Source organism: Microcoleus sp. Z1_B2, assembly GCF_036700325.1.
Taxonomy (GTDB): Bacteria; Cyanobacteriota; Cyanobacteriia; order Cyanobacteriales; family Microcoleaceae; genus Microcoleus.
This window is the reverse complement of record NZ_JAUBOQ010000002.1, coordinates 113,160-126,161: the sequence shown is the minus strand read 5'-3', so window position 1 is coordinate 126,161 and position 13,002 is coordinate 113,160. Positions and strand designations below refer to the sequence as shown.

Here is a 13,002-nt window from a genome sequence, read left to right as displayed (position 1 = left end):
GATTTCCCCCCTCTTCCCATAAAGCACTTTCCAGGTAAGTGATATCAAATCCGGTAGCATCGGAATTATTCCTCTCTGTATTCTCTCCCTCTGCGTTCTCTGCGCCCTCTGCGGTTAAATCATTCCGATACAACCGGAAACGATATGAAGTACAAATAAACCAGTTTCTGTCACCCCTTGACACAAACCACCTGCTTCAAAGTCGCCACAACTTCCACCAAATCCGACTGCTGACTCATCACCTCATCGATCGACTTATAAGCCCCCGGAATTTCATCTAAAAATTGCTCATCTTTCCGGCACTCAACCCCCTCAGTCTGCCGCACCAAATCATCGAGAGTGAATACATTTTTAGCTTGAGTGCGAGACATCAACCGCCCCGCACCGTGACTGCAACTACAGTAACTTTCAGCATTTCCCTTCCCTTTAACAATAAAAGATTTCGCCCCCATCGAACCCGGAATAATCCCGTAATCCTCTACATCCGCGCGTACGGCACCCTTGCGAGTAACATACACATCTTCGCCAAAATGCACTTCTTTTTCCGCATAATTGTGGTGGCAATTCACCTCTAATAACGGCTTAACAGATTTGCCACCCGCGACGTGCTTTTCCACAATTCGCTTAAACCGATTCATCATTACATCGCGATTAAAACGAGCATAATCTTGCGCCCACTGCAAATCGTGCCAGTAAGCCGCAAACTCCCGCGTACCCGCTACAAAATAAGCCAAATCTTTGTCAGCCAGATTAATTTCTGCCAGTTTAGCTAAATCTTTAGCAGTCTCGATATGCTGCTGTGCGAGCAAATTTCCAATGCCGCGAGAACCGGAGTGCAGCATTAGCCACACAAAGTTTTCAGTATCAACGCAAACCTCAATAAAATGATTACCGCCGCCGAGGGAACCCATTTGTTTTAAGGCTTTATTGTTTTGGTGCTGCACACCTTGATGAAGTTCCTTAAACTCGCCCCATCCTTGCCAGTTGGTGACAGTTGTTTCTACTTCTTTGTTTTCCGAAAATCCCACAGGGATTGCGGCTTCGATATCGAGGCGAATTTGTTTGAGTTTGCCTTCTAGTTTGTTGGCTTTGAATGGCATTTTTATCGCAGACATACCGCAACCCACATCGACGCCCACAGCCGCCGGAATAATCGCTTCTTTTGTGGCAATTACTGAACCGACTAAAGCACCTTTTCCTAAATGTACGTCGGGCATTAGTGCGACGTGTTTGAATACAAAGGGCAAAGATGCTACGTTTGCGGTCATCTTGGTTTCTTTTTCGCCCAGGGCGTGATTTGCCCAAGATAATACTGGTTTTGGGGCTGATATGTCTAATTTTTCGTAGGGCATTTTTGTTTAAGTTGGTTTTGCAAGTTTGTTATGTAGTACGAGTGTAACACAAAGACTTTCGGATGTCAAACACACTAATTCTCGTAGGGTGCGTCAGTCTGGAATTTCTTTTGGGAGTCATAGAATTTTTACTGACGCACCTTACCCACTAATTCTTGCCGCGTCAACTTCACATCAGATGCAGTAGCGGTATTGTTGGTAAGTCCGACATTCCGACAGGGAATGAATTCCCTGTCTCATAGCAAAAGTCCTCTCAAAGAGGACTGAAATCGATCGCACTTCCCGTCAAAATCTACAGTCGGTTTTAACCGACATCTTGCAGCAATATCAATAAGAGGATTTTTCGTGGGGTCGGGCGGGTTTATAGAACCTATTTGCAAGCTTTAAGGCTGTTGGCGAACCCGCCCCTACGTCTAATTGAGAATGGTGCAATATCTCAGTTTTAACCGACAGTCCGACAGGGAATGAATTCCCTGTCTCATAGCTAAAGTCCTCTGAAAGAGGACTGAAATCCCTCGCACTTTCCGTCAAACTCTACAGTCGGTTTTAACCGACTTTCGCTATGAGGCAGGGGTTTCAACCCCTGTCGGATTGTGGGAAAGCGAGTGAAAAGCTAACACGGCACAAGAAGCGTTTTGTATTGGAAATCCTTAAGAAATGCCTAAAGATTGAATGAATAATTTACTGTAGGGTGCGGATTCTTGTACCTTCGCCAGGGAACCAAACAACTCTTTTCCCCCGAAGATAACTAATGTCTTCTGTTTAGAGTCAGGTTCTTGAGTCAGGATTTGTGAATGAACGGACAGAATGCTATCTGAATCCCACCGATAGAAATATTTCAGGTCGCCGCAAAGCCCTTCTTCAACATCCTTGAGATTGGGATAAAGTTCTTTAGACGAACGCGGCTCGTGACCGATTAAAATTAGTTGCTCTGATATCTCCATTTTGTTAAGATCGATTAGATACATGAGCCCTTCATCAGTATTAACTAGAATGCGATCGTCTGATAGGTAGCACATATAGCTACCAAAACCGTCACTCAGCCCAGGCCAAGGCCATTCGCATATTCCCAGTAGATTGCGGTCAGGAAAACTGAATCGGCTGATTTTTCGGCCGCAATCATGTACTATTATAAATTCGCCACCAGCAGGGTGAAATTCTGGAGGCCCCATGTAATCATCGGCACAGAGAACCTCTACGGCATGAATTGTCATACCATCATCATAAAGCCAATAGATTTGCGATTCGCCCTGACCATCGGTAGTCCAAACAGCTAAAATTTGATTTTCTGGGTGTCGTTGAAACCAGAATCCACGGCCATAAAAAGGGTCTTTGAGCCTAATATTTCGTTGGATATGCCATGAATTAGTATCGCGAATTTGAATCTCGACTTCCTCGCCTTCAATTAATTTGATACACCAAAAATGCACGCCGTCTGCATCAAACCAGCAGTCCATAAATCTATTCTTGCTATACGAAAACTTAACAGGAGGGTTAGGTAGGAGTTCTTCAAAGAGGATCTGGTTTTCTGCTGTCATAATTGCTAAATGATTGCCATTTGCCATAATTGCTGCCAGCAAATCGCCTTTGGGACTAATGGCTGAATGGCTAATTTCGTCGGGAAGCTGGTATTCGTATTTTGGCGACAAGTTGCGATCGACTAAAGTGACTTTTTTGCGATCGCCACTGACAATGGTCGCCCACTCGGAATTAATGGGTTGATTTATGTGTGAGAACGACCAGTCAATTTGTATTTCATTTTTTGGTAAAATTAGCATAAAGATATTTCAGCGTAAATAAGCTCTATTTTAACTGAAATTTTGCAGCATTTATCGTAGGGTGCGTCAGTCTGGAATTTCTTTGGGGAGTCAGAGACTGTTTACTGACGCACCTTACCGACTAATTATCGGCGCGTCAACTTAACATCAAATGCAGTAGCGGTATTGTTGGTAAATCCGACACTCCGACAGGGAATGAATTCCCTGTCTCATAGCTCAAGTCCTCTGAAAGAGGACTAAAATCCCTCGCACTTCCCGTCAAAATCTACAGTCGGTTTTAACCGACTTTCGCTATGAGGCAGGGGTTTCAACCCCTGTCGGATTGTGGGAAAGCGAGTGAAAAGCTAACACGGCACAAGAAGCGTTTTGTATTGAAAATCATTAAGAAATGCCTAAAGATTGAATGAATAATTTACTGTATGGTGCGGATTGTTGTACCTCCGCCAGCGAACCAAACAGCTCTTTTCCGCCGAAGATAACTAATGTCTTCTGTTTAGACTCAGGCTTTTGACTCGGCAGTTGTGAGTGAACCGAAAGAATCCTATCTGAATCAAATCTATAAAAGCAGTCCAAGTCGCTGCAAAGCCCTTCTTCCTCATTAAGATTAGGATAAAGTTCTTGAGAAGGACGCGGTTCATGACCGCTTAAAATCAGTTCATCTAACATTTCCATTTTGTCAATATCGATTAAATACATTCTCCCTTCAACGGTGTCAATTAGAAGGCGATCGTCTGATAGGTAGCACATAGAGTACCTAAACCAGTCATCCGAATCAGGACAAGGGCATTCGCATATTCCAAGTAGATTGCAGTCAGGAAAACTGAATCGGCTGATTTGTCGATCGTAATTATTTATAACCACAAATTCGCCACCAGCAGGATGAAATTCTGGAGGCGCTGTGTCATAGAGACAGGGAACCTCCACGGCATGAATTCTCGTACCATCATCATAAAGCCAGTAGATTTGCTGTCCGTGCTGACCGGCAGCAGCATAAAGAGCTAAAATGTGATTTTCTGGGTGTGGGTGAAACGAGAAAGAACTGCCGGCGCCAAGAGGGTCTTTGAGCAAAAGTTGTCGCTGGATTTGCCACGAACTGGTATCGCGAATTTGAATCTCGACTTGCTTCATTTCAATTAATTTCATGCACCAAAAACGCACGCCGTCTGCATCAAACCAGCAGTCCTGAAATCCATTCTTGTTATGCAAATGTGAAAACTTAACAGGAGGGTTAGGTAGCTGTTCTTCAAAAACTAGCTGGTTTTCTGCTGCCACAATTGCTAAATGATTGCCATTTGCCATAATTGCTGCCAGCAAATCGCCTTTGGGGCTGATGGCTAAACAGCTAATTTCGTCGGGAAGGTGGTATTCGTATTTTGGCGACAAGTTACGATCGACTAAAGTGACTTTTTTGTGATCGCAACTTGTCGCAATAGTCCAATCGGAATCAGTGCGTTGATTTATGGCTAAGATACCCCAGTCAATTTGTTTTTCATGTTTTGGTAAAATCAGCATAAAGATATTTCAGCGTAAATAAGCTCTATTTTAACTGAAATCTTGCAGCATTTATCGTAGGGTGCGTCAGTCGGGAATTTCTTTGGGGAGTCAGAGACTGTTTACTGACGCACCTTACCGACTAATTATCGGGGCGTCAACTTCACATCAAATGCAGTACCGGTATTGTTGGTAAATCCGACAGTCCGACAGGGAATGAATTCCCTGTCTCATAGCGAAAGTCCTCTCAAAGAGGACTGAAATAGATCGTATTTTTCCTCAAAATCTACAGTCTGTTTTAACCGACAGCCCGACAGGGAATGAATTCCCTGTCTCATAGTAAAAGTCCTCTAAAAGAGGACTGAAATAGATCGCACTTCCCGTCAAAATCTACAGTCGGTTTTAACCGACTTTCGCTATGAGGCAGGGAATTCATTCCCTGTCGGATTGCGGGAAAAGCGCGTATTTGCTGGCACTAAATTATTACAAATTCGCATTCTTTCTCCCCGCCTTCTGCACAGGAATAACAACCCCGTGCGGTTTCTTATTCCCTGCAAACATCCCGAAGAAATCGTGCAGCAAAATGTAAAAACACGGAATAATAAACAGCGTCAGTAGCGTCGCCAGCGACAAACCGGAAAACACCACCACACCCAGCGGTTGCAAGAATTCCGAACCGTCTCCAATGCCCAAAGCTAGGGGGAATAAACCCAAAACTGTGGTAATAGTTGTCATCAAAATCGGACGCAAGCGCTGAGGTGCGGCCCTGAGAATTGCTGTGGCGCGATCGACCTTTTCATCTTCCCCAATTTGGTTCGCCAACTCCACCATAATAATCGCATTATTTACCACAATTCCCACCAGCAAAATCGCCCCCACAATCACCGTTGCGCCGATCGGAGTTTTAGTCGCATACAACCCGAAAATCCCCCCAGCCAAAGCCAGGGGCACCGTTAACATAATCACCAGCGGATCGACAAGCGAATTGTACTGCACCGCCATTACCACAAATACCAAAAACGCCGCCAAAGAACCCAAAACAATCAGCGAACTTTGCAATTCCCGGTTGGTTTCCGCCGCCGAACTCGGTATGACTCGCACTCCTTGCGGCAATTTTATTTCTGACAAAACTGCATCCACTTGTTTCAAAGCATCGCCCAAACTCGCGCCCTTATTAATATTCCCCGCAATCAAGAAAACTTGGCGCTGGTTAAGCCTTTGAATTTCCCCCGGCGCTTTTCCCAGTTCAATATTCGCCACATCGCTCAAGCGGATAATGCTGTTATCCCTAGCAGTTAAAGGAATAAATTTTAGTTCCGAAACCGATTGGACAGAATCGCGATCGAACTGTACCCGCACATCAACCAAACGGTTTCCCCGCTGCAATTGCGTGGGAACAGAACCTTGAATTGCTGTCTGAATCGCCTCTCCAATTTGCCTCGCATTCAACCCGTAGACTTCCGCTTGTTCCCAGTTGGGGCGAATCTGCACTTCCGTTTGCTGCGGGTCTCCATCCGGGCGAAAACGAGCTAATTTTACCTTTTGATCCAAAGTTGCCAATATCTCGCGGCCAGTTTGCTGCAATATTTGTTCATTTTCGCCCTGAAGCAGGACATCTACTTCAGCGCCCCGCACTGGCGAATTAGTTAAAACCAAACCCCGCACATTTTCTGGAATCAGGCGCAAACGAGTGTTTTTTGGCAAATCAATTTTATTCAATTCTTGCGTAACTCGCTGCACAAAATCCAATGTATTGGTGCCCGGTTTCAGCGTAATGTTGCAGCCGCCGCGCAGCAAATTCTCAACCGTATTGTTGCCGAATAACAGCCCGCCCACCGTCGTCAAAGTGTATTGAGTTTCTGGTTGGCTGAGGATAATTTTATCAGCTTCTGCCATGATTTTTTGGTTGGTTGCCAAATTTGTGCCTGCAGGAAACAAAGCAAACAATCTCGCTTGACCGGTATTAATTCTGGGCAATATTTCCTGGGGAATTTGACCAGCCATCAGCCAACTGCCGCCACCCAATCCAATAATCGCTACTGCAATGATAATCAACCGCCACCGCACTACTCCCGATAAAAATTTCCCGTAGCCGGCGGTAGCATTGGTAAAAGCTCGATCGAATGCGCGCAGCGGCCAAAAGTTGCTCAAACCGCTGGATACCCGCAGCGCTAGCAGTCGAGAAGCCATCATCGGTACAACTGTCAATCCGACAATCAGAGAGGCGGCGACAGAAAAGGTGATGGTGAGAATTAATTCGTTGAAAAGTAAGGAAACTAAGCCGCCGATGAGCAAAAATGGCAGTACGGCAACTAAGTTAGTGATGGTGGAAGCAAATAAAGCTGATTCTAATTCTTGGCTGCTTTTTTCTGCTTGCTGAATCAACTGCTTGTTACTTAAACGCTGCTTGCCGTTGGCACTGTTTGCATTGCTGGTTCCTTCGACAATATTCTCCAGCATGACGATCGAGTTATCGACCACAATTCCCACACCCAGCGCCAAACCACCCAAACTGAAAACGTTCAGAGATAGGCCAAAAACTCCCATCAGGATAATCGCCATTAAAGTTGCGAGGGGAATTGCCAGGACAATAATCAAAGTTTGGCGAAGTGAAGCGAGGAAAAGCAATACAGATGCCCCCGCTAAAACAGCCCCGGTTAAACCAGAAAATACGACGTTACTAATAGAATCGCGGATAAATTTAGACTCATCAAAAGTAGTAACGATAGTCGTACCTTCGGGAATTGCCCCGGATGTTTTTAATTCTTCTAGCCGCTTTTTGATGCCATCTACAACTGAAATTGTATTCGCGTCTGGCTGCTTTTGAATGCTAATTTTTACGGCTGATTTCTGATTGAGAAATACTTTAACTCGCTCTTCTTCTGTACCGTCAATTACCTGAGCAAAATCGCGCAGAAAAACTCGTTTTGGCGGATTGGAACCCGATGCTTGAAAAGAAATTGCCTGAATTTCTTTCGCGTTCTGAAATCGCCCGACGGTGCGGGTTAAAGGTTCTGCTGCTTCTTGCCGCAGCCGCCCGCCGGAAGTGTCCAGGTTCCGGGATTCGAGCGCTGATAAAACGTCAGAAATACTGACACCTAAAGATTGCAAGCGATTTAAGTCAATATTTACTTGAATTTCTTCTTGCACGCCGCCGGCCACGTCAATTGCTGCGATTCCAGGAATTACGTTTAGTTCTCTGGATAATTCTTCGTCAGCAAATACGCGCAAATCTACTCCTTGCAGGGAGTCGGAAGTGAGGGCAAATTCGTAAATCGGCTGCTGGGAAGGGTCCACTTTGAATAGAGTGGGCGATTCAACTGTATCGGGAAGTCGGTTGCGGATGCGGTTGACAGCGGCGGTGGCGTCGTTGAGGGCCTGGTCGATGTTTCCCCCCGGTCTGAAGAATAAATCGACGCTGACTTGTCCTTCGCGAGTGCGGGAGAAAACTTGCATGACGCCTTCAGTGGCGGACAGCCCTTGTTCGAGGGGGCGAGTAACTTCGTCTATTGCTACTTCTGGGGATACGCCTGGGGCGTTCAAGCGCACGCCGATGCGGGGATAGGTGATGGAGGGTAGCAAGTCAACGGGCAGTTGGGTGATGTAGAAAAGGCCCACGATTATGATAGCAAGTGTCAGCATGAGGGTGCCGATGTGGCGACGAATCGCGGTCGCGCTAATACTGAATCCGGTTTTGTCAGGAGTCATTCGATTTTAGATTTTAGATTTTAGATTTTAGATTGAAGAGTCGGCCCCGTCATTCAGACTAATTCTAGTAGGGTGCGTCAGTCTTGAATTTTTCTAGGCGGTGAGAGAATATCTACTGACGCACCTTACGAGGAGTATAATAAATCTTAATAAATATTCCCAAAAGTTTTTGTGAATATTTCTTTAGAGGTAGTCGATCGCCCACAACGCAGATTGGCAGAAATTGCAAGGGGCTTTTGAATCTCTCTAACTTATCGCCATCAGGAACAGGCAAGATGCCTGTTCCACAACAAATAAACTTTCTTGTGGAACAGGAATCTTGCCTGTTCCTAAAGTCTTCTTCCCTTTTCCCTCTTCTTTATTCCTTCTTCCTTCTTCCTTCTTCCTGACATCCGTTACATCCGTTACAGAATCCGTTGCCGAACTTCCTTCATTTACTGTACTTGAGAGCCGTGGGCGCGGGGGTCGGAGCTACTTGTTTTCACAGGCCCTGTGGGGGGAGTAAAATTAGAAACTTGACCGCCTGCTTGGGCGTGTGGCAGAGGTTTTCCTGCAATTAAAGCTTCTAAGTTAGCTTCCATAATACTGCGCGGCATTTCGCCCATCGTTTCAGCAACGGCGCTGCCTTTATCGTTCAAATAGACAAAGTGCGGAATGCCATCTACTCGATATTTTGTGATTTCGGGCAGCCATTTGTCATTATCTACATTCAGCATCACAAAATTCATCGGTTCGGCGTATTTCTGTTTGATTTCGCTCAGATCCTTAGCCATTGCCTGACAGCTACCGCACCAATTAGCATAAAATTCCATGAGTGTCGGTTTGCCATTTACCAAAGCTGTTTCTAATGGCGTTGAAGCTTTTGCCATGTCGGTGAGACTGCTTGACGGCGTTTGGGTTTGCAGCCCGAAGAAGATGGATATTGAAAGGGCGATCGCTGTTAACACGATCAATAAGTTTCTGAGGCGCGTGGCGACTTTTGTTTCGGGATTTTTGGCGACGGGGGCGACCGTTGACTTGGGCGAATTCTGGGTCATAAAATAAATTGCGCTTTGATTTCTATGTTTTTATTTTAAATAATAGATTCAGATTATACCACATTTTGAGATAATCAGACCCATTTCATAAAAATTTGTGCTAAAGGCAGTAATTAGATTAAGTGCGCTAAAACAGAAGATAACAAAGATTGTTTGTAAATTACCGAGGACTTGCAGGGTGAAAAAACGGGTAACACTGACGTTTCCCCAACGATCGATCCAAATGCCTGTCACCTATCGACTGGCAAAGGATTTTAATGTTGCAGCCAACATTATCCGCGCTCAGGTGGCTCCGAATCAGGTGGGCAAACTGGTGCTAGAGTTATCAGGGGACATCGACCAACTAGAAGCCGCGATCGACTGGATGCGATCGCAAAATATCGGCGTTTCCCTAGCCAGTCGGGAAATACTTATAGACGAAGATATCTGCGTTGACTGCGGTTTATGTACGGGGGTTTGCCCGACAGAAGCCTTGACCCTTGACCCAGAAAGCTTTAAACTAAGTTTTGCTCGATCGCGCTGTATCGTTTGCGAGCAGTGCATCCCTACTTGTCCGGTGCAAGCTATTTCTACTAACCTCTAAGCCCTGTACAAACTCATCGGGAGCATCATCTTTTTTTTTGCCTGGTTCTCCTAATTGTGCCATTGGATGAAAAAAAACTCTTGGGTTTCCCTAACTCTACTTTTTGTTACTTATTTCACTTTTGGCTGGAAATTATCTGAGTTTGATGTTCCCCCGCACCTGACTTGGTTTCTAGCCATAGCTTCAATTCTAGTGTTGACTGCCGCCTTCTCGTTCCCGTTGAAAGACATAAAAGCATTAATTTTGCGGTGGTTTTCGAGTGATATGGGTGCTTTTATTTCTATAATTTTAGGAGCTTTTGTAGCAGTAGTAATTATTGCTTGGATGCACCTTTTTGCTACTTGTTTACTCTTGATTTCAGCCGGAGCTTTGGCAAGACTCGATATTCAAATATCTGGTTGGAAAAATTGGCGGGCTTTTGCGGTATTAGCTACCATTTCTTTAACAGGTGTGGGGTTGGGCGGAGCGATCGAGTTTTGGGCAAAAACAGGCAGGCTCGTATTCTCTTAATTCGGAACGGGAAATTCATCCAACCAAATTCTATAACTCGCAATGGATATTTAGCCGAAAACTATCAGATCGCCCATCAATAAATACAGCTTATTTTTTTTCAATCCCCCACCCCCGGATTAATTCCCCGTTCCGCGCCGTAATCATAGCAGTTTTCCAGCCTCGTGAGGTAAAGCTTCTCAATTGCCGATTCCCGGTTGCGCGTTACTAATTCCCAATTACTAATTACCCATTACCGACAAACCTGGAGTGGAACTGAAAACCCCTAGGGCAGTATTGAAGTGTAGCGACTGTTGCTCAAAATGTTATTGCCAAGAACCCGCAAGTCCCGCAGCCAAAAACTCATCGCAATAAAAAAGCAGCTTTAGGGAGCTGCTAGTCAGAATGCATGAGGTATTGTTTTTAGAATAGGACAGGTTGAATTCGATCGGTGCTGGGTTACATTTTTTGATACGGGAGAGTTGATTAGTGAATGGACGATCGTAAAATCGTCACATAGCAGAGTATCATTGATGCTAAATTTCCCGACAATCAAGTTAGCGTTTAACTGTCCTTGCGCCCTACAGCCCTTCAGCGGTGGGGCCATTTTATTTTTAGGGAGAACTCAATAGCCGACTTTAACGCATCAGATGAGTCTGCCATTAGTTCTTGTATAAAATCTCCGCATCGCCACATCCTCATAGCTGGTAAAAGTATAGTCATTTATAGACATGGGAGGCTTCAAGTCCCTCCCCTTTCACTTTTACTTTGAGCGGATTAACCCGCATTGGCTGAACTACGCAGCTCCCTATCCCATCGCTGAACGCATTTGGGATTGCTTTTCTGAGAATATTGTAAGAAGCATTCACATCGGAATTAATTAACTGACCAGTTGATGTTTTGTACAAACCTCGTTTGATCCGTTTCCCAGTAAATACAGGCTCTTTTTCTGTTTTTCCGTAAACCGGAATTGGGTCTAAACCCAGAAAGCTACTTCTGGACGTGTAGGATTCTTCCTGCACAATCACCGTAATTCCCACTAACCGAGCTTTGTATTCCAACATTTCAATCAACCGAGAATGAGGAATGCTAACAAAGTTTTGATTAGTTTTCTTCCCTAACTCGATTTCAGTTTTCCACTGGGCATTCTTGCCAATTACTAGCGTCCCAATCTGCTTTGCCATCAAAATATCAATAATCACATGACTGGTATGATGCAAGTAATTATCAACTTTTTGATTGCGACAGCGTGTTAAGCGCTGAATCCGTAGTGAAGTTTTGCGACCTCCTTTTAACTGGGATTGCAACTTTCCTTTACGTTTGTTGTAGAACTGGTTGATCGATTTTAATGGTCGCCCGTTAATCAACAAAGGGATAAATCCCGGCTGATTTGAAGTTAACGCCACTAAATTATCCAGCCCCAAATCAATACTAGCTACAGAGTTGGCATTGCCAAGGGTGGACTCCAGTTCATCATAAATTACCTCAATTACATAGGAATCACATTTCGGAACCAGTCTAACTTGACAAATCTGATCGGGATTGAGTTGGGTTTTAATTGAAAGTTCAGTGCCGGAAAGCTTGATAATTCCTTTCTTCAACTGTTTGCTGCTAATCGCTTGAATGGTGTAAACGAGCAGGTTTCGCCCTTTAACTTTATCTTTGTACTTGGGCAATTTTGGACGACCCGTGAACTTGGAAGAATCAGCTTTGTAAGCATTGAATGCCTCAAAAAACGATTTCCAATTCTTGTCTAGTACCATCAATATTTGCTGACTGACTTTAGCAGGTAAAGCTTTATACGCTTCCTAAGACTTCATCAAGCGGTTCATTTCGTTGTAGTTGACATAACCCCATCCATAAATAAAGCTCTGACGAATAACGTAATTGGCGGCATTGTAGAGGTTTTTGGATTTGAAGGCTAGTTCGTCAATCTGGGCGAAACGGTGTTCCGTCGATTTAATGATGTGTCTCTCTGTTAGCTGCATTCAGAGCCTCCATCTCTCGGATGTGGTAGTTTATTTGCCTTCCACCACCGCCACGCAGTTGTGTAACTTATGCCTATTGCTTTAGCGTAGTCAGGTAGTTTCATTGTTAACCTCCTGACTACATATTATCATTCTTGCTTACTACTGCTTATAAACTTAATGAAGTTTTATAATACTCAGCAATTTTCCGGGAAGACCCAGCCGATTTTAGATGCGAGGATTTTAGATGCAATAGTTATTTGGTTTTAAGTCCGTGTTTTAGCGGAACAAATCTTCAATAGATAATTCCCCAATCCTCAACCTCCCGACTTCGTATAGCCGGACTCATCTAAATTCGTCAACTATCAATCCAATGGTCTGTGCCTTTTGGATTCCACCATTTGTACAAACAGTTATTCTGTATCACCTTATACTAAATAGCTAACTATCATATTTCTTAATGTATCAGTCGCTACTTGACATAGCCAGTGACAACAGAGTAATCGGAGAGGGGGTGTCGAGGAGAAGGCGGGAGTTTTGAATTGGGGAGAGTGGGAGGAGTAGAGGGGGAGAGTTAGGGAGAATGTTACTTTATCC

Annotated in this window: 7 protein-coding genes and 1 pseudogene; 2 read left to right on the top strand and 6 right to left on the bottom strand. The window is 44.5% G+C overall.

Annotation, left to right across the window (positions count from 1 at the left end; all coding sequences use genetic code 11):
• Positions 1-170: 170 nt before the first annotated feature.
• The 5 genes from QT984_RS01510 to QT984_RS01490 form a co-directional block, all read right to left on the bottom strand.
• Positions 171-1,352, bottom strand: a complete 1,182-nt coding sequence (locus QT984_RS01510; protein ID WP_333372908.1) for an RtcB family protein — start codon at positions 1,350-1,352, stop codon at positions 171-173.
• Positions 1,353-2,002: 650 nt separating this feature from the next.
• Positions 2,003-3,130, bottom strand: coding sequence for a hypothetical protein (locus tag QT984_RS01505; protein ID WP_333372905.1), 1,128 nt, complete (start codon positions 3,128-3,130; stop codon positions 2,003-2,005).
• 381 nt (positions 3,131-3,511) lie between these two features.
• Positions 3,512-4,642: a hypothetical protein gene (locus QT984_RS01500; RefSeq protein WP_333270558.1), complete on the bottom strand. Its 1,131-nt coding sequence runs from the start codon at positions 4,640-4,642 to the stop codon at positions 3,512-3,514.
• 462 nt (positions 4,643-5,104) lie between these two features.
• Positions 5,105-8,329 carry an efflux RND transporter permease subunit gene (locus tag QT984_RS01495; RefSeq protein ID WP_333058563.1) on the bottom strand — a complete coding sequence of 1,075 codons (3,225 nt, stop codon included), beginning with the start codon at positions 8,327-8,329 and terminating at the stop codon, positions 5,105-5,107.
• Positions 8,330-8,763: 434 nt separating this feature from the next.
• Complete coding sequence (locus tag QT984_RS01490; RefSeq protein WP_333058562.1) at positions 8,764-9,366, bottom strand: thioredoxin family protein; 603 nt, start codon at positions 9,364-9,366, stop codon at positions 8,764-8,766.
• 178 nt (positions 9,367-9,544) lie between these two features.
• Between QT984_RS01490 and QT984_RS01485 the strand changes: the two genes are divergently transcribed.
• Together QT984_RS01485 and QT984_RS01480 are read left to right on the top strand one after the other, a co-directional pair.
• Entirely contained in the window at positions 9,545-9,949 is a 405-nt protein-coding gene (locus QT984_RS01485; protein ID WP_190741019.1) for an NIL domain-containing protein, read from the top strand.
• A gap of 66 nt (positions 9,950-10,015) precedes the next feature.
• Complete coding sequence (locus QT984_RS01480; protein WP_333058561.1) at positions 10,016-10,459, top strand: hypothetical protein; 444 nt, start codon at positions 10,016-10,018, stop codon at positions 10,457-10,459.
• Between the two features lie 698 nt (positions 10,460-11,157).
• Here the strand turns inward: QT984_RS01480 and QT984_RS01475 are convergent.
• Positions 11,158-12,426, bottom strand: a pseudogene (locus QT984_RS01475) (RNA-guided endonuclease InsQ/TnpB family protein).
• Positions 12,427-13,002 lie beyond the last annotated feature (576 nt).

Bases quoted from the DNA above. Each gene is read 5' to 3' on its own strand.
- QT984_RS01510 (WP_333372908.1), bottom strand. From the start codon at position 1,352: ATGCCCTACGAAAAATTAGACATATCAGCCCCAAAACCAGTATTATCT.
- QT984_RS01495 (WP_333058563.1), bottom strand. From the start codon at position 8,329: ATGACTCCTGACAAAACCGGATTCAGTATTAGCGCGACCGCGATTCGT.
- QT984_RS01505 (WP_333372905.1), bottom strand. From the start codon at position 3,130: ATGCTAATTTTACCAAAAAATGAAATACAAATTGACTGGTCGTTCTCA.
- QT984_RS01480 (WP_333058561.1), top strand. From the start codon at position 10,016: ATGAAAAAAAACTCTTGGGTTTCCCTAACTCTACTTTTTGTTACTTAT.
- QT984_RS01490 (WP_333058562.1), bottom strand. From the start codon at position 9,366: ATGACCCAGAATTCGCCCAAGTCAACGGTCGCCCCCGTCGCCAAAAAT.
- QT984_RS01500 (WP_333270558.1), bottom strand. From the start codon at position 4,642: ATGCTGATTTTACCAAAACATGAAAAACAAATTGACTGGGGTATCTTA.